The following is a 21,661-nucleotide window of genomic DNA, read 5'->3' on the forward strand; positions in this document are numbered from 1 at the left end:
GATTGTTTCGATAGCAAATAGATTAGAGGAGGTAAAAGAATACTATTTCTCAAAAAAATTAAGAGAAGTAGCCGCTTTAAGAGCAGCAGGGAAACCAATCATTAGTTTAGGGATTGGGAGTCCAGATTTAATCCCTGATGAAAAAGTTTTACAGGCATTAAGTTCGGCAGCTAGTGAGTCTACAGCTCATGGATATCAATCTTACCAAGGATTACCAGCCTTGAGACAAGCAATGGCTTCTTTCTATCAAGAAAATTTTAAGGTAACCTTAAATCCTGATACAGAAGTGTTGCCTTTAATGGGGTCTAAAGAAGGAATCATGCACGTATCGATGGCTTTTTTAAATCCAGGAGATCAAGTATTGGTGCCAAATCCAGGATATCCAACATATACTTCAGTAACAAAGTTGGTGGGGGCAGAACCTGTTTTTTATGATTTAGTAGAAGACAATGAGTGGTTGCCAAATTTTGAGGCTTTAGAAAAATTAGAGGTATCTAAGGTAAAAATCATGTGGATCAATTATCCACACATGCCAACTGGAGCAATAGCGAAGAATCAGGTATATCAAAAGTTAATCGAGTTTGCTAAAAAACATGAAATATTATTGGTAAATGACAATCCATATAGTTTTGTGTTGAATGAAAATCCTGAAAGTATTTTAAACTTTGAAGGAGCCAAAGAAGTAGCTTTAGAGCTGAATTCTTTGAGTAAAAGTTTTAACATGGCAGGTTGGAGAGTTGGAATGTTTGTAGGGGCTCAAGAATATTTAGATCAAATATTAAAAGTAAAAAGCAATATGGACTCTGGAATGTTCTATGGAATTCAAAAAGGAGCTATTGAAGCTTTACACTTGTCAAAAGACTGGTTTAAAAGCATCAATGAACATTATCACAGACGTAGACAAATTGTTTATCAAATATTAGATAGCTTAAATTGTGTGTATGATACCACACATGTTGGAATGTTTGTATGGGCAAAATTACCAGAAGGAATCACATCAGAACAAATGACAGATAAAATGTTATATGAAAAAGATGTATTTATTACACCAGGAACCGTTTTTGGTTCTAACGGAGAGGGATATATAAGATTATCTTTATGTGTTTCCGAAGAAAATTTACAACAAGTTTTAGTTAGGGTTAAGGCATAGTTAAAGTATAGATAAAGCATAGATAGAGTATTAAAAGTATGTTAGTAACAGTCATAGGGTTAGGGTTAATAGGAGGTTCTTTAGCATTAGAATTAAAGAAACGTTTAGGCTATTCCATCCACGGAATCGATGCGAATGAGACGAATGCCCAAAAAGCATTAGACCTTGGTATTGTTGATAAAATAGTAGATTTCCCTCAAATTACTGATAGTGATGTTGTTGTGTTGGCTGTGCCGGTAAATTTTTTACCAGATTTAGCAATAAAAGTACTAGATGTAGTTAAAAAAGACGCCATTGTCTTTGATATGGGCTCTACCAAAGAGAAACTGAGCAAAACAGTTGAAAATCACGAAAAAAGGAGTAATTTTGTGGCCGTTCATCCAATAGCGGGTACAGAACATTCTGGACCAGAGGCTGCTATTTATAATTTGTTTGATGATAAAGTAAATATCATCTGTGATAAAGAGTTAAGTAGTAAGGAGGCCGTAGATAAAGTGTTACACATTTTTAACACTTTAAACATGAGAACTATTTTTATGAATAGTGCAGAACACGACAAGCACATTGCTTACGTTTCTCACTTATCACATATTAGTTCTTTTATGTTAGGGAAAACGGTATTGGAGAAGGAAAAGAACGAGAAGAATATTTTTGACATGGCGGGTTCTGGTTTTGAATCTACCGTTCGTTTGGCAAAAAGTTCTCCAAACATGTGGACTCCTATTTTTATAGAAAACAAGGAGAATATTTTAAGTTCATTAAATGAGTATATAGATAATTTAACTGCATTTAAGAATTTAATCTTAGAAGAAAATAAAGAAGGGTTACAACAAACAATGTTGGAAACCAATCATATAAAAGAAGTATTAACAGGAATTCAAAAATAAAAGTATATAATTACTAAGATGGAAAACAAAAAAGAATTAAGAACGTGGTTGGATGACATGAAATTAGATCATCCTCTAGTAATTGCTGGACCTTGTAGTGCAGAAACAGAAGAGCAAGTATTAAAAATTGCTCACGAATTAAAAGACACAGATGTAACTGTATTTAGAGCAGGTGTTTGGAAACCAAGAACTAGACCAGGAGGATTTGAAGGAGTTGGTGCTGTAGCATTACCTTGGTTAAAGAAAGTAAAAGAACAAACAGGATTGTTAACTGCTGTTGAGGTTGCTAATGTAGCTCACGTAAAATTAGCTTTAGAAGCTGATGTTGATATCTTATGGTTAGGTGCTCGTACTACAGTAAACCCATTTGCTGTTCAAGAAGTAGCAGATGCTTTAGAAGGTACTGATAAAATTATTTTGATTAAAAACCCAATCAATCCAGATTTAGCTTTATGGTTAGGTGGTGTTGAACGTTTGTACAAAGCAAATATTAAAAATTTAGGAGTTATTCACAGAGGATTCTCTTCTTATAAGAAAACTCGTTACAGAAACGTTCCTCAATGGCAATTGCCAATTGAATTGAAACGTCAATTCCCAGATTTACCAATCATCAACGATCCATCTCACATTTGTGGAAACAGAACTGGAATCCAAGAAATTTCTCAAATCGCTTTAGATTTAAACTTCGAAGGATTGATGATTGAAACTCATATTACTCCAGATGATGCTTGGTCTGATGCTGCACAGCAAATTACTCCTGCTCGTTTGGTAGAGATTATGAACGATTTAAAAGTTCGTAAGCCTAAAGCAGAAGGAGAAACTTTAGATCAATTACAACAGTTAAGAGCTGAGATTGATGTGATAGATAACCACATCATTGATACTTTAGCTGAGCGTATGAAAGTTGCCGTTCAAATAGGTGAAGTTAAAAAATCTAAAAACATTTCTGTTTTACAAGATGCTCGTTGGGGAGAAATTTTACAAAACATGGTTGCTGTTGGAGAAAAATCTGGTTTAAGCCAAGATTTTATCGAATCTGTTTTTAAAGCAATTCACCAAGAGTCTATTAACAAACAAGAAGAAATTGTTACTTCTAAGTAATTAAAGATTTTTTTATATTAAAAACGGGGACAAGTTAAACTTGTTCCCGTTTTTGTTTTATGGGATAATAAGAAACAAATAAATTTTTATCTTTCCAATAGAATAAGTTCTTAGGAACAACTATTTTTACCATATGAATGGAATCGTTACAAAATCTACAGGAAGTTGGTATTCAGTAAGAACTGAAGATGGAGAAGTGCATCAATGTAGAATTCCGGGTAAGTTTAGAATGAAAGGAATTAAAAGTACCAATCCAATTGCCGTAGGTGATGTGGTAACTTTTGAGTTAGAACCTAAAAAAGAAACGGGAGTTGTAAAAGAAATTCACGAACGAAGAAATTTCATTGTTCGTAAATCTGTAAACTTATCAAAGCAAACACATATCATCGCTTCTAATATTGATATTGCTTTTCTAATTGTAACCCTTCATAACCCAGAAACCACAACTACTTTTATCGATCGTTTTTTAGCGACTGCCGAAGCCTATAGTATCAAAACAATTTTGTTGTTTAATAAAGTTGATACACATGATGAAGAAATGGATGAGTATCGTGAAGCATTTAAATATATTTATACCAGTATTGGTTATGAATGTATTGATGTTTCTGCGACCGAAAAAATAAATATCAATCTTGTTAAAGTCTTAATGAAAGATAAAGTGAGTTTGTTTGCCGGACATTCTGGAGTAGGAAAATCTACTTTGGTAAATGCTTTAGAACCTACTTTAGATTTAAAAACCAAAGCTATTTCTGAGCAACATCAGCAAGGACAACATACCACAACATTTGCAGAAATGTATCCACTTTCTTTTGGAGGTTATATTATTGATACTCCTGGGATTAGAGGTTTTGGAGTGGTAGATTTTGATAAATACCAAGTCACTGATTATTTTCCTGAATTATTTGCTTTAAAATCAGATTGTAAGTTTAACAATTGTCTTCATTTAAACGAGCCTAAATGTGCGGTAAAAGAAGCTTTGGAGGAAGGAAAAATATCGGAAACCAGATATGAAAGCTATCTTCAATTATTAAGCGAAGATGAGGAACATTATAGACAAGACGTTTTTAAATAATGAGAGTAGTAATTCAGCGAGTTAGTGAAGCATCGGTAACGATTGATCAACAAAAAGTAGCTGAGATAGCTAAAGGATTGTTGGTATTGGTGGGCATTGTTCCTGAAGATACTTATGAAGATATTGAATGGTTATGTCAGAAAATTATCAAGCTAAGGATTTTTGGAGATGAAAAAGGTTTGATGAATTTATCATTACAAGATATTGATGGAGAAATAATTGTTGTAAGTCAATTTACTTTACATGCTTTAACTAAAAAAGGAAATAGACCTAGTTATATAAAAGCCGCGAGGCCAGAAACTGCCATTCCACTTTACGAAAGTTTTAAAAAACGTTTGCAAGAATTATTATCCAAAGAAGTTAAAAGCGGTGAGTTTGGAGCAGATATGAAAGTTGCTTTGATCAATGATGGACCTGTAACGATTACTATAGATTCCCACAATAAAGAATAGTTATGAAAAGAATATTTACATTTTTACTACTCATTTTCTCATTTGTATCTTTTTCACAAAATAAATATCAAGTAGAAAGACTTCCTTCTAGAATTCGTCTTTCTGGTGAAATAGTGAGAATGCAGGGAGAACAAGATTTAGGTTTTTTAGGTCATGGTTATGAAATGTTTGGGCTAATACCTAAGGCTCCAAAATGGTATTTCGGTGTCAATTCATATTCAGCATTAACAGGAATTAGATCAGGTTTATTTGTGTTTGGAGTTACTGCAGGAATTCAGAAGCCTATTATAAAGGATTGGTTATATTATGATGCTGGTCTTTTTCTAGGAGGTGGAGGGGGAAGTGGTGCCCCTGACGGAGGTGGTTTAATGGTTAGACCTCATTTAGATTTAGAAGCTTTTGTAAGTAAGAATATTTCTCTTAGAGCAGGTTTATCCTTAGTTGATTTTCCTAGTGGAGCCATTAACAGTTTTAATCTTAATGTGGGAGCTACCATTAAGACTAATACTTATCTAGCGAATAATATCAATTCAACTGAAAAAGGAAATGGAATTACATTTTTTAATATGATAGAAATAAGTGCGCTTTCTATGAACTTAATGAATTATAAAAAGGGGCCTTTAAAAACAGATGTTGTTGTTGATAAAGATGCTCCAAATATTTCTTTATTAGGGGCACTTTTAAAAAGTGGTCATCATCATAATTTTTATGGGGTTTTAAAATTAGGAGGAGCTTTTATTGGAGAAGTAGATGGTTTTATGATGCTTTTATCAGGAGTAGGATACGAATTGCCAATAACCAATTGGTTGTCTATTGATGCAAAAGGATTGGTTGGAGGTGCAGGAGGTGGAAATGTGCAGTTTGGAGGTGGATTTGCCACTCAAATAGAAGCGGGTGTTGGGCTTCGATTTTCAGATTATTTATTCAACGTAAGCTATGGAAACACCTATGCTCCTAATGGAAATTTTGAATCTAATCACATAGATATTTCTTTAGGAAAAAGATTTAAATTGTATAAAAATCCAGACATAAATTCGATTGAATTGGTAGAGTCAGATAAAATAAAGAAAGAAGAATTTAGTTTTAGTACTTATAACAGGGCTTATTTTTCTGGAAATAAAAAAGATAAAGGAGGGAGAGTTTATGACGATGTTTTTAATTCTATAGGATTTGAATTAGAAAAGAAATTAAATAATCATATTAGTATAATAGGGGCTACCGTTTGGGCATATCAAGGAAATTATGGAGCATATGCTGAAGGTTGGTTAGGACTACAATATTATCATCCTATAAGTACTTCGTGGAGTCTTACTGCTAAAGGATTGTTTGGAGCTGGTGGAGGAGGGAGTATTAATTTAGGAAGTGGAATGATATATCAATATAATATTGGATTAGAAAAACAAATAAACAAGCGTTGGAGTTTTGTTTTAAACACAGGACAAGTAAGAGCTGTTACTGGTAATTTTACACCATTTTTGTTGGATGTAGGAATTAAATTAAATATTAGTCAGTTGGTGAAGAACTAATTCCAGAAATTCCATACAAGACCTAATCTAATAGAAAGGTCTCTAGCAGGATTGTTAGGGGTTACAAAGTAATTTCTTCCTGTAAGAGCGGCAGTTACATTCTCTACTTTAAAATAAATTCGGGTACGTCTTACTTCTCCGTTTACAAATACATCAAAAGTAGGATAATCTCCAATTTTGGTGTCATTCTGAATGTAAAATTCATTTAATACAGGATTAAAAGCATTAGCATAATATTTGGTAAAATATTTAAAACTAATACCTATTTGTGCCAATAAAGGTTTTCCCTTAAAAAAGTAATCTTGATAATATAAAGTGTTTCTAGTCACAAATTCAGGAACTCTAAACACATCACTACCACGTGCCAATTTTTGATACATAATGGTATTGTTCAATCTAAAATTTCCAAACTTAAACTCGTTGTTTACTTTCACTTTTAAATAATCAATGGTTTCGGTATTTTGACTTGCTACGCTGTTACTATTGTAGTAGGTATAGTTTTTTATTTGATGAATATATGCATCTGCATTAATCCACTTGGTTTTGATATTTCCATAAATAGTTCTGTAAACAATGTTTTCGAAATTTTGGTTCCAGTTAAGATTGCTAAAATTAGATTGGTAAAACATCGTATTTGTATTTGGAGCTGCTGTTTTTAATTGAATTCCCGCCCTAGCTAAGGTGTTGTTTTTTAGCTTAAATCCGGCATTTACATGTAAATTACTTCCAAAGTCTCCTCCGCTAATCACTTGTTCGGCATAAGCGTTTAAAAAGATTCCTTTTAGTTTTCCATTCCAATTGGCTCCTGCTGATGTATAACTGGTTGTTTTACTTTTAGGAATAACATTGGATCCTACAACTAAAGAATTATCATATGACTGATTAAAGTTGTAAAGGCTGCTAAAAACTTTAAAGTTTCCTAAAATCCATGGAGAATTAAATTTTAAATATACTTGATTTTCAGTATCAGTAAAGTTGGTTTTATCATTAGTTCCAATATTAATGGTATCTAATCTTGTTCCATATATATTAGGGTTATTGTCGAAATATTGGGTGTCTTTAGACTCGAAAGTATATTTTGATTTTTCGTAACTAATATGATGTCCTAACTTTAAGTTGGTTAAATGTTGATCTAAACTATCTTTAGAGTTTAATATTCTAAGTTCATGCTCGTAATAATATCTGGTTGATTTTAAGAGACTTTCTGAGCTTGATAGGTTTACGTTAACTCTACTTCTTACAGAAAAATCAGGATTGTCATTTTTGAAATTAATGATAGAACGTTCTGTTAAACCACCGTTTTCAAAATTGCTTAATTTTTGAGAAATAATATGGGTTCTGAATTGATACCTTTTAGCTGGATTAAAATAGCTATAGGCAAAACTGAAATTAACATGGCTAACCCTAACTTTTTGATAATCACCTTGAGATCTTAATCCTTTATAATTAATTGCAACATTATTATGTTTGCCAAAATTAGTTGTAAATAAGCTATTTAAATATTGTCCAGTAAAACCAGATCTATAATTTAAAATAGTAGTTGGTGTGGGAACGTGGTAGTAGTTTATATCTTCAACTTTATAAAAATTATATTGCTTGGCTGTAATTCCAAGTTTAGGTGTAATTTGGTTGTTTACCAAATCATATCCTAATTTATTAAAGGTTTGTCCCATGTTTGCAAAAGCCAGCCATTCAAAATCATCTTGATGGGTATAATTATGGGCAAAATATTTTTGAATTGTTAAAGTAGTATCTATTTGTACAGTATCTTGATCATAAGTAATCATTTTATAATCAACATATCTAGCACCATACATGTTCTTAATACTATCTAAAGGGATGTCTTCAGATTTTTTTTCTTTTTGTATTTCTATTTTGGTTTCTACTATTTCATTTTCCTGAGAAAATAGTGGGAACGCCGTAATAAAAAGTATCCAAAGGAAGATGTATTTTTTCATATTCAATAATTGCAAGACAAAGGTAATTTTTTTAAACGAATTAGTTTGATTAATATTGAGCTGTACAACTATCAATATGGGATTAGCGATAAATTTTTCAGGACAAGTATTGGAGGCAGGAACAGATGAAGCTGGTAGAGGTTGTTTATCAGGACCAGTAGTGGCAGCAGCAGTTATTTTACCAGAAAATTTTGAACATCCTTTACTAAACGATTCTAAAAAGTTAACGGAAAAACAACGTAAAATGTTGTTGCCAATTATAGAAAAAGAAGCGATTGCCTTTGGTGTTTCATTTGTTTATCAACAAGAAATAGATGAAATTAATATTTTACAAGCTTCAATAACAGCCATGCATCGTTCGATTGATCAGCTTAGTATAAAACCAGAGTTTATTATTGTAGATGGAAATAAGTTTAGACCTTATCAAGATATTCCTAGCGAAACCATCGTGAAAGGGGATGGAAAGTATTTGTCTATTGCAGCAGCATCGGTCTTGGCAAAAACTTATAGAGATTTTTACATGGAAAAAATTCATAAAGATTTTCCTGCTTATAATTGGAAAAAAAACAAAGGATATCCAACCAAAGAACACAGAAAAGCGATTAAAGAAATAGGAAGTTGTGAACATCATAGACAAACTTTTAAGTTGTTGCCAGATGAACAATTAAGTTTGTTTAAAGACTAAATCAACTCCCATTCAAAAAGTTGACCAAGGTGCTTTAATAATTTTTGCTGAACTTCTTTGATGTCTATTTTCTTACCTAATTCTGCTTCCATAGATGTCACAGCTTTTCCTTTAATTCCACAAGGAATGATATTGTCAAAATAACCCAAATCTACATTTACATTTAAAGCAAAACCATGCATAGTTACCCAACGACTACTACGAACACCCATAGCACAAATTTTTCTTGCAAAAGGAGTTTCAACATCTAGCCAAACACCTGTTTCACCAGAACTTCTTTCAGATTTTAACCCGTATTCATGCAAAGTCAAAATAACGGCTTCTTCCAAAAAACGTAGGTATTTGTGAATGTCAGTAAAAAAATTGTCTAAATCTATAATAGGGTACCCCACTATTTGTCCAGGTCCGTGGTAAGTAATATCACCACCTCTATTGCTTTTGTAAAATGTTGCTCCTTTGGCTTCAAGTTGTTTTTCGTTAAGCAATAAATTAGAAATATCCCCACTTTTACCTAAAGTATAAACATGAGGATGTTCTACAAACAGGAAATAATTTTTAGTAGGAACTTCAGTATTGTTTTTTCTATTATCCATTTTAGACTGAATAATTTCTTGAAACAATTGGTCTTGATAATCCCAAGTTTCTTTGTATCCTTTTTTACCAATATTTTGGTAGGAAACTTTTTTATTTAAGTGTGACTTCAAATTCTAATAAATATGGGTTTAGTGTTAAGGTATCCATCGGATAACTTATTTCTAAAGTTTTTTTATCGTCACTAATAACAGCATCTTTATTGGTAACCTTTTTTATTTTTCTATCAAAATGATATACCAGCTTATAATTGATGCCACTAAAAAATAGTTTGCTATTTTTTATATTAGCTTGGTATTTATTTTCATCTTCTTTAGATAGTTTCTTTTCAATTACAAATCTCTTAAATTTTTTTCTTTTAAAGTCAAAACCTGTATTGTATTTAATAGGATACTTAGTTTCCTTATTTTTATTATTAATGGAAGAAGCTTTTTGCATTAATTCCTCAAAATGTCCAAGTTTACTGATGTGTTTAAACTCGTTAGATATCGCCATTTTTCCAATTTTTTGGTCAGGATCAATGTTCATACGCATACTAAAATTCTTGAGTTCATTAATGGTTTTCTGATCCTCTAAACTTAATAAACCAATACTGTCTTTGTTTTGATCTATAAAATCTTTAAAATAAATAATAGTATCTGTTTTCTTACCAATATTAATTTTGTTTTTAGAATTGCTATTAACAAAACCTTTCATGGTAGAAAGCTGATTTCCGTAGTCAATCACAAAATTGATGTTTCCACTTCCATCATTGTGTAAATATATTTCTTCTTGTATTTCACAACTGATAAGTAATATGGCTGTGACAAATAATAAACATAACTTTTTCATAGCGACAATCATTTTTCTTTTTTTAAAAGTACTAAAAGAATGTTTAATTTAGCTCTAAAATTATAAAGGATGTCTATTAAGGTTGTTCATGTTTCTAAAAAGTACGGAGAGCAAATTGCTGTAAATAATTTAGATTTTGAAATTAACAAAGGAGAAATTGTTGGTTTTTTAGGGCCTAATGGAGCAGGGAAATCTACCTTAATGAAAATGTTAACTGGTTTTTTAACTCCTACCGAAGGTAAATTGTATATTAATGAACTTCCTGTAATTCCTAATCAAAAAGAAACAAACAAACATATAGGATACTTACCTGAACACAACCCACTTTATAAAGAAATGTTTGTGAAAGAATATCTACGATTTATTGCAGACATTCATAAAGTTGATAAAAGAGAGATTGACAAAGTTGTTTATCAAACCGGGTTAACCAATGAAGCTTCAAAAAAAATACATCAATTATCTAAAGGATACCAACAAAGAGTTGGTTTGGCGGCTGCTTTAATTCACAATCCTGAGGTTTTGATTTTAGATGAACCTACCACTGGTTTGGATCCAAATCAAATTCTTGAAATAAGAGCTTTAATTAAAGAAATTGGAAAACAAAAAACTGTGCTTTTTTCTACACATATTATGCAAGAAGTAGAGGCTGTTTGTGATAGAGTTATTATTATTAACAAAGGAAACTTAAAAGTTGATGAAAAATTATCGACTTTAAAAGCAGGGCAACAACAAATTATTCAAGTAGAGTTTGATTTTAAAATTGAAGAACAATTCATCAAACAAATTTCTCATTTAGTTTCTTGGGTAAACTACCATGATAACGAGTGGGAACTTACTTTTAGCACTCAAAAAGATCAACGTTCTGCTATTTTTGATTTTGCTAAGGAGCAAGGTTTAAAAATTTTACAAATGAATACTAAAAATAAGACTTTAGAAACTTTGTTTAAAGAAGTTACTGCCTAGTAATTATTTAATTAATTCCAAGCTAATAGGATATTTATATAATTGTCCACCACTAGCGTTAATAGCAGCAATGACTACAAAAATAATAGATAGTACCCCAAGTATAATGGCTAGAGGTACCATAAGGAAAGCTCCTAAACCAAAAGTAAATAAAGAAAAAAGTAGAGCAGCAGCTCCCACAATTAACATGGTTAACTGAAAGTTTAATGCTGATTTTCCATGCTCATTGATAAATTGACTTTCATCTTTTTTTAGCAACCATATAACTAACGGAATTACAATTGGTAAAAATCCACTTAAAAAAATAGATAAATGTATAATGATGGCTAAAGTTTTTTCTGTGCGAGTATCTATCATAGCATTATTTTTTTGAATTTTATTTGTGTATCTTTTCCTAGGCTTTAAATATACTATGAAACTTACTGTAAAACAATTTAATAGATTTATTTTATACAAACTTCCCTCAGCTTACTTTTGTGGAGTTCGCTTGTTAGATTTGAAACACGATAGTGCGGTAGCAAAAGTTAGGTTCAGGTGGATCAATCAAAATCCTTTTAAATCAATTTATTTTGCAGTATTGGCTATGGCTGCAGAATTATCTACAGGAACATTGGTTTTAAAACAAACCCAAGAAAGTAAACTTAAGTTTTCTACTTTGGTGGTGGGAATGAATGCACAATTTTTGAAAAAAGCAGTTGGCGAAATTCGTTTTACCTGTGCTGATGGGGCTGAGATTCAACAACACATTTATACAGCCATGGAAACTAGAGAAGGAGTTGCCTTTACTTTAAAAAGTACTGGAGTGGATGAAAGCGGTGATGAAGTTGCTCGATTTGAGTTTTCTTGGAGTATTAAAATTAAAGCGTAGCGTCTAATTCTTTTTTTAATAATAATCCATATTTACTTTCTTTTACTTCTGGAGTTAAAGCATCATAAATTTGTTTTTTTAATTTAGGTGTTGCATTCTCCATTCTAGCTAGAGCAATATAGGCCGCAATAATATCGCTACTGTGATTAATAGCGTAGTTTGCAGAGAATAAATAAATTCGCTTTAAATTATTATTGTATTTGTTATCTAATGCTTCTAGTTTATCTAATTCGCCATTTTTTTGTGCGATAAATCTATCTTTAATAAGATCTAAGTTTTGATATTGGATTTGTTTGGTGTAATCATCATGTTCTTTTAATAAATCTTGTTGCGGAGATCCTGTAATTTTTGCGTTTGAAATAAATTTATTTAAATCAGTTTCAATATTCATTTGCCCTGGTTCTCCAAAAAACAATATTTTTTTAGTCATTGATTCATCTAAAGAAATTGCAAAAAGATCTGCTTCTTTAATATTTTCAGAAAAAGAAAAAGTTTCTACTCCATTGTTTATATAAACAGAATCTAATACTTGAGTACTATCAATATCAATTTTTTCTAAATAGATAGTTCCCTTTTTTAAGCCTACTATTTTTCCTTGAATGTTAAAATTTCCGTTTTTGCTTTTTGAACAACTAACGAATAAAACCGCACAAATTACTAGATAAAGAAAATTTCTCATAATGATAAAATAAATAACCCTACTACAAAGGAGTAGTAGGGTTGCAAATATATCTATTTGATTATGATTTGCAAATACTTATTTTAAGAAGTCGGCTAGTGGACTGAAATAAATATAAGTTAACACCACAATAATTACTACAATAATACTTACTGGTTTTAAATACTTCCAAGGAGTAATATCTACTTGTTCAGTGTACTCTTGTACAAAGTCAGTATCTCTTGGTTTTAATTTACCAATAACTAACATAATAACAATATTTAGTACAAAAAGAATAGCCATTACATGTAAAAAGTGAGGGTAAGTACCACCAGCTTCAACAACCATTGGTTTTAAAACAAATTGACTAATAGTATAAAGAACAACTCCAGATATTAATCCAACTTTAGCTGCAATTGCAGGAACACGTTTGGTAACATATCCCACAACAATAATAGTAAAGATTGGAATAGAGTAACATCCGTTAATTTCTTGTAAATAATTAAATAAACCTCCTTTAGCATAAATTAAGAAAGGAGCGATACAAACACCTCCAATAGCTAAAAATACTCCAAAAGTTTGTCCAATTTTTACAACTTTAGCTTCAGACGCTTCTGTATTGATATGCGCTTTATAGATATCTAAACCAAAAATAGTTACAGATGAGTTTAAAGCTCCGTTAAAAGAACTTAAGATTGCTCCAAATAAAACAGCTGCAAAAAAACCAACCATTCCGGCAGGTAATACTTGTTTTACCAATAATGGATATGCTTGATCTTTATAGATACTATCTCCTCCTGCAAAAAAGGTAAAAGATTCAGGATGTTGAGACATATAAAAGGCAATGATACCTGGTAAGACCAACATCAACGGTCCTAATATTTTTAAGAAAGATGCAATTAACAATCCTTTTTGACCTTCAGCCAAGTTTTTAGCTCCTAATGCTCTTTGAATAATAGCTTGATTTGTTCCCCAATAGAACATTTGTACTAACATTAAACCTGTAAAGATTGTTGCGAAAGGTACTGATGCTGTTGAACCACCTATGGCATTAAATTTTCCTGGAAACTCAGTCAGTAAGTTATCAACCCCTGCCATTGCAGAACCATCACCAATAGCAATCAATCCAAATAAAGGAATTGCTAATCCACCAACTAATAATCCAATTGCGTTAATAGAATCAGATACAGCTACGGCTTTTAATCCACCAAAAACAGCATAAATTACTCCAATAAAAGCAATAGAAATTACTGTTGGCCATAAAGCTATAAAGTCATATTCTCTTTGTAAATCTAATAATTCAGTAGGGTTTAAAGTACTTGCTACATCAGCAGGAATGACCAATCCTAAAGCGGTGGGAACATCAAACATGGTGTTTACTGCCAACGCCCCAGAGTATAATACAATAGGTAATAACACTACTACATATCCACTTAAGAACAATCCTGAAACCCAAGTTTTGGTCATTTTATCATACCTATTTTCTAAGAACTGAGGAACTGTTGTGATTCCCCCTTTCAAATATCTAGGTAACAAAAACATTGCGGTAAGAACCATGGCAATAGCAGCTAAGGTTTCCCATGCCATTACTACAACTCCTTCTTCAAAGGCAGCTCCGTTTAATCCTACAATTTGTTCTGTGGATAAGTTTGTTAATAGTAAAGACCCCGCAATTACAGGTCCAGTTAAACTTCTACCTCCTAAAAAGTATCCATCAGAAGAGTTTACATTTTTTCTTGTTGCAAGCCATGCAATTAGGGCTACTAAAAGAGTAAACCCCAAAAAAGATGCTATTGATAAAATCATATTAGATTTGGTATTAAATTAAGTTTTTTACGGACGGCAAATTAGTGATTTTAAGATTCCTATTTCCAGAATCAAATCTTTTTTTTACAGATTTAATTAAAAACAAACCGTAAATATTGTTTTTTGCTACCAGTTGGTATTCTTAATTTTAGAAACCATAAATCCTAAATAAAATTTTTAATAGCTTTGGCTACTCCGTCTCTTTTGTTAGTATCAGAAACAGCATCGGCAATCAGTAAAACTTCTTCTTTAGCGTTTCCAACCGCTACTCCTAGTTTTACCGCTTCTAACATTTCAATGTCATTGTAATTATCGCCAAAAGCAATACAATTTTCAAGCGTTAAGTGAGGGTATTTACAAGCCAATAGCTCATTAATCCCAGTAAGTTTAGAAATATCTTTGTTGGCAATTTCTATGTAAGTGTCTTTAGATCTATATAAGTGTAATTTATCGCCATGTAGTTTTCCTAGTTCAGAATATAAATAATCCATGTGTTCTTTATCTCCCATACACATTACTTTATGAGCTCCTTTTCCTTCTCTAATCCATAAATCAATCACGTCTTTTGTGGGTTTTACAATAGGAGTCACTTTGGTGTTATTTTCTTCTCTTTTTGCCCAAAAATCCATTTCAGGAACATACCAGTCGTCATTATTATATAAACTAATATGGAACTTACCATTTCTGTTTATTTCAAGAATGTCTTCTAAAATGGTTGGGGCAATAGAAATATCGTCTACAACATCTCCATCTACCAAAACCAAACCACCATTATAGCAAATAATTGGTAAGTTTTCTATGTTTAAATCTTTTTGAATATGAGTCATTGCACTTGGCATACGGGAGGAAATTAAAATAAAAGGAACATTTTGCTCAGTAATTCTAGCTACTTGTTCTTTTAACATTTCAGAAACTTCACGTTCTGAATTTAATAAAGTTCCATCGATGTCTGTAAATGCTATTTTGATATTCATGTGTAATAATATTTGAATTGTAACAAAAATAACTTTTTGATTGAATAATGAAGAATGAAAAGTAAATAATACAGTTTTGAGCTAAATAAAAAAACAGCCTTTGTCAAAATTTTGATAAAGGCTGTTTAGTATATTGAGGATTGGTTAAATCAAAATTTTATTTGATTAACTCATAACTACGTTTGATAAATTTGGTTAAATCTTCACCATGTAATAAGTTTTGAGACAATTTAGCCAAATCAAAAGCTTGAGAAATTAATCCTTGTTGCTTTTCTTCATCAGCATTTAAAATATCTGAAACTAATGGATTGTTTGTGTTTACTACCAAGTTGTACATTTCTGGCATGTTTTCCATTCCAAACATTCCACCTCCACCAGTAGCGCTCATCTCTTTCATTCTACGCATAAATTCTGGAACGGTAATAATAAATGGAGAAGCATTAGAATCCATAGCCTCTAACTGAACAGTGTAGTTTTCTTTAGGAACTGCAGCTTCAATAATTGGCTTTAATTTGTCTTTTTCTTCATCAGATAATTTAGAAATTATGTTGTCGTCTTTCTTGATTAAATTATCAATATGATCCGCATCTACACGTACAAAAGTTACATTTTCGTTAGTAGATTCTAATTTTTGAATTAAGTGAGAAACAATAGGAGAATCTAGTAATAATACTTTATACCCTTTATCGTTTGCAGATTGAATAAAACTGTGTTGTGCTTGTTTGTTTGCACTATATAAAACAACTAGTTTACCATCTTTGTCAGTCTGAGCATCTTTAAATTGCTCTTTAATTTCATCAATAGTAACATACTGTCCATCGGTAGTTGGATACAAAGCAAATTTGTTTGCCTTTTCAAAGAATTTCTCGTCAGATAACATTCCGTACTCAATAATTACTTTGATATCATCCCAATATCCTTCAAAGGCTTGTCTGTCTTTTTTATAGATAGAGCTTAATTTATCAGCAATTTTTTTAGTGATGTAACCAGAAATCTTTTTAACTGCACCATCTGCTTGTAAGTAAGAACGAGATACGTTTAATGGAATGTCTGGAGAGTCAATCACCCCTTTTAACATTTGTAAGAAATCAGGAACAATTCCTTCTACATTGTCTGTTACAAAAACTTGGTTTTGATACAATTGGATTTTATCCTTTTGCATGTCCATGTTTTTAGATAATTTAGGGAAGTATAAAATACCTGTTAAATTGAATGGATAATCTACATTTAAGTGAATGTTAAACAATGGCTCTTCAAATTGCATTGGATACAATTCACGGTAGAAGTTTTTATAATCATCAGCTTCTAAATCTGATGGTTTTTTAGTCCAAGCAGGATTTGTATTGTTGATGATATTGTCTACATCAATTTGTTTGTGAGGTTCTTTTTCTTCAGTACCATCTTCTTTTTTAGTAACTTTTGGTTCAAAGTTAGGGTCGTTTACTTTTTTAGTTCCAAATTTAATTGGCACTTGATTAAAACGGTTGTACTTGGTTAATAAACCAGAAATTTTAGATTCTTCAAGGAATTCTTCAGAGTCTTCAGCAATATGTAAAATAATTTCTGTTCCTCTTTCTGCTTTTTCAACTTCTTCTAATTCGTAATTTGGAGAACCATCACAAGACCATTTTACAGCCGGAGCATCTTTGTAAGATTTTGTAATTAATTCTACTTTACTTGCTACCATAAAGGCAGAGTAGAATCCTAATCCAAAGTGACCAATAATTCCAGAATCTTCTACTTTGTCTTTGTATTTTTCAATAAATTCTTCAGCCCCAGAAAAAGCAATTTGGTTGATGTATTTTTCAACCTCGTCTTCTGTCATTCCTAATCCTTGATCAATAATATGAAGTTTTTTTCCTTCCTTATCAATCTTTACTTCTAACTTCGCATCACCCAACTCAACACCTTCAGCTTCACCAATAGTAATTAAATGTTGTAATTTTAAAGTTGCATCTGTTCCGTTAGAAATTAACTCACGTAAAAAGATTTCGTGGTCAGAGTACAAGAACTTTTTAATTAACGGAAAGATATTTTCTACCGATACATTAATGTTTCCTTTAGCCATAATAATATATTTATGTTAATTGTTTAAAATCTGTGATTAGCTTTAAACAAATAGAATACCAAAAGAATAAAAATGACAGGATGTCAGTGGTTAGAACATGTCTCCACCACCATCGCCTTCTTGACCTTGTTGTCCTCTATCATTTTCTTTCTCTTTAGATTTAATACCAAAGTTGTATACAAAACCTAATGTAATTCTACGACTTTCCCATTTAAATTCACCGTCTTGCTCAAAAGGAGCATCAGAATTAAATCGGAATCCAAAAGTGTTAAAAATATCAGAAACACCTAAAGAAATAGTTCCTTTGTCTTTTAATACTTTATAGCTAGCACCTGTGTTTACCATATGCATTGGTTTACGAACTCTTTGTAAGCTTTCGCTAGCTCCACGGTACATGGTAGATAATTGAAAAGTTAATTTATCACTTGCAGTAAAAGTATTACTTACTCTAAAATTAAAACGATTGTTGGTAACGCTTCTGTTTTCTCCTGCTACAAATCCTCTAATTTCTCTAGTGTAAAAATCGGTACTAGCATTTAATCGCCACCAGTTTTGAATTCGTAAATAGGATGCTAATTCAAATCCATAGCTATTTGTATCATCAAAATTATCGTAAGACATAATAGCTCTTTCTGGCATGGTTGGGTCTACAGAAATAGTTCTACTAATATTGTCTTTGGTGTTTCTGTAAAAGGCAGTTGCTGAAACATTTCCGATTCCAACTTCACGATTATATCTTACTTCTAAAGAATTGGTGAATTCTTGCTTTAAGTTTGGATTTCCTCTAGAAGTTGTTAAAGGTGTTCCCCAACTACGAATAGGGGTTACTTGCCTAATAGAAGGTCTATCTACTCTTCTAGAATAACTAAATTGAATTTGGTTGTCTTCGTTCAGTTCATAAGTAGCAAAAAAAGATGGATATAAAGAGTTTACTTTTTGATTGATACTGCTATCTTGGTTGTCTACATCAGTATGGAAATCTCCATCAATATGATATGATTCTGCTCTTAAACCAGCTTGAACTCCTAATTTTTCAAATTGTTGTTTGTAATTAAAATAAGCTGAGTATATTTTTCTTCCATAAGTAAAGTTAGATAGATCTCTTGATACAGGATCTCCATCAATATTGTTTACTTCTTGAGTAGAAAAGTTTTCATTATCAGTGTTTTCTTCTCTATAGGCCAAACCTGTTTCAATATAACTTTCTTCAGCAAAAGGAAGGGTGTAGTCTAAGTTGATTAAAGTAAGATTGTTTTTGTTAGAAATATCTTCAGTGTAATTTGTGCTATTATCATTTGTGTTTAGGCTGTTTGACCATTGACTGTCTTCTGGTTGGGTACGGTCACTGTACATAGCTTCTAAACTTAACTCATGATCTTTGTTTTCTCCAAACTGTTGATGTAATTCTGCATTATAAGTTTGATTATATGGTTTTCTTGTAAAAGCAAATATATTATTACTGGTTGGGGTTGAATTTTTAGTTTCAGAAATAATAGTATTGTTTCTGTAATCTAAATCCACAAAACTTTGCGTGGTAGAAACTCCAATAGATGTTTTTTCGGCTAAATCTATATCTACACCAACTTTAAAAAGTTGATTTAAGAAATCATCATTTCCGTTAATGTCTTGATAATTTGTAGACTGATCTGGGTTGACACGATCTAATTTTCCAAAGGTGTTTTTCTTACCTCCATTGATGTTGTAATTTCCGTAATAATTTACGTTTTTGGTTTTGTAGTTAAGGTTTACACCTCCTGTATGTCTAAAGTTTCTACCGTATTGTGTGTTTGCATTTACACTACCATTAATACCTTGTCTTGTATTTTTTACCAATTCAATATTAATAATTCCGCTGTTTCCTTCTGGATTATATTTTGCAGATGGATTGGTAATTAATTCAATACTTTTAATAGCATTTGAGGGAATTTGTTGTAATAATTGATCTGTAGGAATATTGGTTGGTTTTCCATCTATTAATACTCTAACATTGGAGTTTCCTCTCAAAGAAAGTTCTCCTGTTTGTTGATCTACAGAAACAGATTGTACATTGTTTAAAACAGATGAGGCATCTGTTCCAACAGAGGTCAAATCTTTACCAACATTAATAACCAATCTGTCAATTTTTTGAGTTACAGTAGAGGTTTCTGCTCTCAAAACTACAGCATCCAAAGCTTCTACGTTTTCTTCTAAAAATATTTTTTTTAGATCAACATAATTTTTTCCGTTAAACTCAATTGTTTTATTGATGGTTTTATAACCAATCGCTTCAATAGTTAAATTGTAAGTTTTGTTACTAAGGTTTTGGAGGTTAAATACTCCTGATTCATCAGATAAATTGGTTTTAATTTCATTTCCATTCTTAGCATATATGGTTACATATGGAACAGGTTCTTTGGTGTTTTTGTTGATGATGATACCTGAAATGAAGTTTTTATCTGTTTGGGAAAAGGCAATTTGTGTAAATAGGGTAAGTAGTAATAAAATTCTATTCATGTTGATTATTTCTTGCAGTTGATTTATTTAGACCGAAGAAATTATTAAAGGTTTAATTCTTTCTTTTATATTTTACAAAACTGTAGTCGTAAATGTTTTTTTCGTCAGATTTAAAATCCTCTCTTTTTATTTCTTCCCAAATGTTGGTGTCAATTTTTGGAAAAAAAACATCTGCATCAAAAGTTCTGTGTACTTCGCAAATATCAAGTTCATCAACTAAGTCTATGGCTTTTTTGTAAATTTTAGCCCCACCAATAACAAAAGCATTTTCATCTTTTTTAGCAATTTCAATGGCATGTTCAAGAGAGTCTGTTGTAATACATCCTTCTACTTTATAATTTTTATTTCGGGTAATAATAATGGTGGTTCTATTAGGTAAAGGTTTACCTATAGATTCGTATGTTTTACGTCCCATAATAATATGGTGACCAGTGGTTATTTTTTTAAATCTTTTTAAGTCAGCAGGTAAGTGCCAAATTAAATCATTATTTTTTCCTAACTCGTTGTTGTCTCCTATGGCAGCAATTAGTGTAATCATGTTCATTTTTTAATCGGCTGCAATATAATATCATTTTACGATTTATAATTAGGAATTTTAAAAACCTACACGATAAATTTTTTCATGTTCTTTTTTAATAACCAGTCTTTGAATATAATTTTTGATGTTTTCGGGCAAAGTTCTACCGTTGTCTTTTTCGTATAAAAAATATTTTCTAAACCCTTCGTTGTTTCTAACCAAGTCTGTAATAGTTGAGGGAAAAGTGTATCCGAAATAATAAGGTTCTCCGTTAATTTTTGCAGGACTTTCTGCTTTAGGGAGTGTCTTAATTACTTTGTAATAATTTTCTATCAATTCTTTGTTTTGTGATTCAATTTTGGCAGCTACAACTTTACCATTTTTGTCAATAATAAACTTAGGAAGTACTCTATGGCTATAGTCTATGTCAATATCTTTAGCAAGACTAAGGTCTAGTTTGTTATACATGTAATTTGATATGTATAAATAATTGCAGTTATTTAATCCTTGATAGGTAGTTTCTCCACTACATATTTCAAAAACGGGAGGTGTATAACCAATTACATTTTCGCTACATTTTATAATAGGTTCTCCTTTAAAATCTTCTTGAATTACAACTAAGGTGTATTTGTAGCGAGAATCGTATTCTGGAAATTTAAAGAAATTAAAGTTTAGCTTTTTAAAAGCTTTTTTTAATTGTTTGTCTAATTTTTTACTAGAAGTATTGGTATCTATATAAGTGATTTCTTTTCTGCTGTTTAGTGAAAATTCTATATAAATTTTACTTCTCCACTCTTTAAACTGAACACTTTTTAAGGCATTGTTAGAAATATGTTTTCTGAAGTGATTTGTGATAGGATTTTCAAAACTAGTATGATCTTCTATTTTATCAACTATTTTTTGATCGTATTCAATAAATTTTTGAATGCTATCATTTATTAATAAAGGAAGTTTTTCTTGTTCTAAGGCAATACTATTGTTCACTGCTTGTTTTTTACTTTTACAAGAAACAATTAGCAGTAGCAATATAAATAACTTAACAAGTTTCATTTAGAATATTT

Annotated in this window: 20 protein-coding genes; 9 read left to right on the plus strand and 11 right to left on the minus strand. The window is 31.2% G+C overall.

Going from position 1 to position 21,661, the window contains the following annotated elements; all coding sequences use genetic code 11:
• The first annotated feature begins 1 nt into the window (after position 1).
• From BUB70_RS11505 to BUB70_RS11530, 6 genes are all read left to right on the plus strand, one after another.
• Entirely contained in the window at positions 2-1,150 is a 1,149-nt protein-coding gene (locus BUB70_RS11505; RefSeq protein WP_073122015.1) for a pyridoxal phosphate-dependent aminotransferase, read from the plus strand.
• 38 nt (positions 1,151-1,188) lie between these two features.
• Positions 1,189-2,037 (plus strand): prephenate dehydrogenase, encoded by an 849-nt coding sequence (locus BUB70_RS11510; RefSeq protein WP_073121751.1) that lies wholly within the window; start codon positions 1,189-1,191, stop codon positions 2,035-2,037.
• An 18-nt stretch (positions 2,038-2,055) separates the two neighbouring features.
• Entirely contained in the window at positions 2,056-3,138 is a 1,083-nt protein-coding gene (locus BUB70_RS11515) for a bifunctional 3-deoxy-7-phosphoheptulonate synthase/chorismate mutase type II (RefSeq protein WP_073121753.1), read from the plus strand.
• A 133-nt stretch (positions 3,139-3,271) separates the two neighbouring features.
• Positions 3,272-4,210, plus strand: coding sequence for a ribosome small subunit-dependent GTPase A (gene rsgA, locus BUB70_RS11520; protein ID WP_073121755.1), 939 nt, complete (start codon positions 3,272-3,274; stop codon positions 4,208-4,210).
• Positions 4,210-4,662: a D-aminoacyl-tRNA deacylase gene (gene dtd, locus BUB70_RS11525; protein ID WP_073121757.1), complete on the plus strand. Its 453-nt coding sequence runs from the start codon at positions 4,210-4,212 to the stop codon at positions 4,660-4,662. Before rsgA ends, dtd begins: the two co-directional genes overlap by 1 nt.
• A gap of 2 nt (positions 4,663-4,664) precedes the next feature.
• Complete coding sequence (locus tag BUB70_RS11530) at positions 4,665-6,188, plus strand: hypothetical protein (RefSeq protein ID WP_073121759.1); 1,524 nt, start codon at positions 4,665-4,667, stop codon at positions 6,186-6,188.
• Here the strand turns inward: BUB70_RS11530 and BUB70_RS11535 are convergent.
• Positions 6,185-8,146: a putative porin gene (locus BUB70_RS11535; protein ID WP_073121761.1), complete on the minus strand. Its 1,962-nt coding sequence runs from the start codon at positions 8,144-8,146 to the stop codon at positions 6,185-6,187. The two genes, BUB70_RS11530 and BUB70_RS11535, sit on opposite strands and share 4 nt — an antisense overlap.
• A gap of 76 nt (positions 8,147-8,222) precedes the next feature.
• On the opposite strand from BUB70_RS11535, the gene BUB70_RS11540 reads away from it, so the two are divergent.
• Positions 8,223-8,831: a ribonuclease HII gene (locus BUB70_RS11540; RefSeq protein WP_073121763.1), complete on the plus strand. Its 609-nt coding sequence runs from the start codon at positions 8,223-8,225 to the stop codon at positions 8,829-8,831.
• On the opposite strand, the gene lipB is transcribed toward BUB70_RS11540, so the two are convergent.
• Together lipB and BUB70_RS11550 are read right to left on the minus strand one after the other, a co-directional pair.
• Positions 8,828-9,535, minus strand: coding sequence for a lipoyl(octanoyl) transferase LipB (gene lipB, locus BUB70_RS11545; RefSeq protein ID WP_073121765.1), 708 nt, complete (start codon positions 9,533-9,535; stop codon positions 8,828-8,830). The two genes, BUB70_RS11540 and lipB, sit on opposite strands and share 4 nt — an antisense overlap.
• Positions 9,516-10,253, minus strand: a complete 738-nt coding sequence (locus BUB70_RS11550) for a hypothetical protein (RefSeq protein WP_073121767.1) — start codon at positions 10,251-10,253, stop codon at positions 9,516-9,518. Before BUB70_RS11550 ends, lipB begins: the two co-directional genes overlap by 20 nt.
• A gap of 69 nt (positions 10,254-10,322) precedes the next feature.
• Here BUB70_RS11550 and gldA point away from each other — a divergent pair, with 69 nt between their 5' ends.
• Positions 10,323-11,216 (plus strand): gliding motility-associated ABC transporter ATP-binding subunit GldA, encoded by an 894-nt coding sequence (gene gldA, locus BUB70_RS11555; protein ID WP_073121769.1) that lies wholly within the window; start codon positions 10,323-10,325, stop codon positions 11,214-11,216.
• A gap of 3 nt (positions 11,217-11,219) precedes the next feature.
• On the opposite strand, the gene BUB70_RS11560 is transcribed toward gldA, so the two are convergent.
• Entirely contained in the window at positions 11,220-11,573 is a 354-nt protein-coding gene (locus tag BUB70_RS11560) for a DUF4870 domain-containing protein (protein WP_143155301.1), read from the minus strand.
• Between the two features lie 55 nt (positions 11,574-11,628).
• Here BUB70_RS11560 and BUB70_RS11565 point away from each other — a divergent pair, with 55 nt between their 5' ends.
• Positions 11,629-12,084 (plus strand): DUF4442 domain-containing protein, encoded by a 456-nt coding sequence (locus BUB70_RS11565; RefSeq protein ID WP_073121770.1) that lies wholly within the window; start codon positions 11,629-11,631, stop codon positions 12,082-12,084.
• Here the strand turns inward: BUB70_RS11565 and BUB70_RS11570 are convergent.
• The 7 genes from BUB70_RS11570 to BUB70_RS11600 form a co-directional block, all read right to left on the minus strand.
• The gene (locus tag BUB70_RS11570; protein WP_073121772.1) at positions 12,074-12,763 is read right to left on the minus strand and encodes a DUF4369 domain-containing protein; all 690 of its coding nucleotides are present in this window, start codon (positions 12,761-12,763) and stop codon (positions 12,074-12,076) included. The genes BUB70_RS11565 and BUB70_RS11570 overlap by 11 nt on opposite strands.
• Positions 12,764-12,841: 78 nt before the next feature.
• A complete protein-coding gene (locus BUB70_RS11575) occupies positions 12,842-14,548 on the minus strand; it encodes a solute:sodium symporter family transporter (protein ID WP_073121775.1) in 1,707 nt (568 codons plus the stop codon).
• 164 nt (positions 14,549-14,712) lie between these two features.
• Positions 14,713-15,522 (minus strand): Cof-type HAD-IIB family hydrolase, encoded by an 810-nt coding sequence (locus tag BUB70_RS11580; protein ID WP_073121777.1) that lies wholly within the window; start codon positions 15,520-15,522, stop codon positions 14,713-14,715.
• Positions 15,523-15,679: 157 nt separating this feature from the next.
• Complete coding sequence (gene htpG / locus BUB70_RS11585) at positions 15,680-17,590, minus strand: molecular chaperone HtpG (protein ID WP_073121779.1); 1,911 nt, start codon at positions 17,588-17,590, stop codon at positions 15,680-15,682.
• A gap of 90 nt (positions 17,591-17,680) precedes the next feature.
• A complete protein-coding gene (locus BUB70_RS11590) occupies positions 17,681-20,083 on the minus strand; it encodes a TonB-dependent receptor (protein WP_073121781.1) in 2,403 nt (800 codons plus the stop codon).
• Positions 20,084-20,135: 52 nt separating this feature from the next.
• Positions 20,136-20,621: a dihydrofolate reductase gene (locus tag BUB70_RS11595; RefSeq protein ID WP_084730277.1), complete on the minus strand. Its 486-nt coding sequence runs from the start codon at positions 20,619-20,621 to the stop codon at positions 20,136-20,138.
• 57 nt (positions 20,622-20,678) lie between these two features.
• Complete coding sequence (locus tag BUB70_RS11600) at positions 20,679-21,650, minus strand: hypothetical protein (RefSeq protein WP_073121785.1); 972 nt, start codon at positions 21,648-21,650, stop codon at positions 20,679-20,681.
• Positions 21,651-21,661: the final 11 nt, after the last annotated feature.

The organism is Wenyingzhuangia marina, from assembly GCF_900130035.1.
GTDB classification, from domain to species: Bacteria; Bacteroidota; Bacteroidia; order Flavobacteriales; family Flavobacteriaceae; genus Wenyingzhuangia; species Wenyingzhuangia marina.

Coding starts and splice junctions, on each gene's coding strand:
- BUB70_RS11540 (WP_073121763.1), top strand. CDS start 8,223: ATGGGATTAGCGATAAATTTTTCAGGACAAGTATTGGAGGCAGGAACA.
- BUB70_RS11510 (WP_073121751.1), top strand. CDS start 1,189: ATGTTAGTAACAGTCATAGGGTTAGGGTTAATAGGAGGTTCTTTAGCA.
- BUB70_RS11565 (WP_073121770.1), top strand. CDS start 11,629: ATGAAACTTACTGTAAAACAATTTAATAGATTTATTTTATACAAACTT.
- gldA (WP_073121769.1), top strand. CDS start 10,323: ATGTCTATTAAGGTTGTTCATGTTTCTAAAAAGTACGGAGAGCAAATT.
- BUB70_RS11515 (WP_073121753.1), top strand. CDS start 2,056: ATGGAAAACAAAAAAGAATTAAGAACGTGGTTGGATGACATGAAATTA.
- BUB70_RS11590 (WP_073121781.1), bottom strand. CDS start 20,083: ATGAATAGAATTTTATTACTACTTACCCTATTTACACAAATTGCCTTT.
- BUB70_RS11560 (WP_143155301.1), bottom strand. CDS start 11,573: ATGATAGATACTCGCACAGAAAAAACTTTAGCCATCATTATACATTTA.
- rsgA (WP_073121755.1), top strand. CDS start 3,272: ATGAATGGAATCGTTACAAAATCTACAGGAAGTTGGTATTCAGTAAGA.
- BUB70_RS11530 (WP_073121759.1), top strand. CDS start 4,665: ATGAAAAGAATATTTACATTTTTACTACTCATTTTCTCATTTGTATCT.
- BUB70_RS11550 (WP_073121767.1), bottom strand. CDS start 10,253: ATGAAAAAGTTATGTTTATTATTTGTCACAGCCATATTACTTATCAGT.
- htpG (WP_073121779.1), bottom strand. CDS start 17,590: ATGGCTAAAGGAAACATTAATGTATCGGTAGAAAATATCTTTCCGTTA.
- BUB70_RS11535 (WP_073121761.1), bottom strand. CDS start 8,146: ATGAAAAAATACATCTTCCTTTGGATACTTTTTATTACGGCGTTCCCA.
- BUB70_RS11595 (WP_084730277.1), bottom strand. CDS start 20,621: ATGATTACACTAATTGCTGCCATAGGAGACAACAACGAGTTAGGAAAA.
- BUB70_RS11580 (WP_073121777.1), bottom strand. CDS start 15,522: ATGAATATCAAAATAGCATTTACAGACATCGATGGAACTTTATTAAAT.
- BUB70_RS11570 (WP_073121772.1), bottom strand. CDS start 12,763: ATGAGAAATTTTCTTTATCTAGTAATTTGTGCGGTTTTATTCGTTAGT.
- BUB70_RS11600 (WP_073121785.1), bottom strand. CDS start 21,650: ATGAAACTTGTTAAGTTATTTATATTGCTACTGCTAATTGTTTCTTGT.
- BUB70_RS11575 (WP_073121775.1), bottom strand. CDS start 14,548: ATGATTTTATCAATAGCATCTTTTTTGGGGTTTACTCTTTTAGTAGCC.
- dtd (WP_073121757.1), top strand. CDS start 4,210: ATGAGAGTAGTAATTCAGCGAGTTAGTGAAGCATCGGTAACGATTGAT.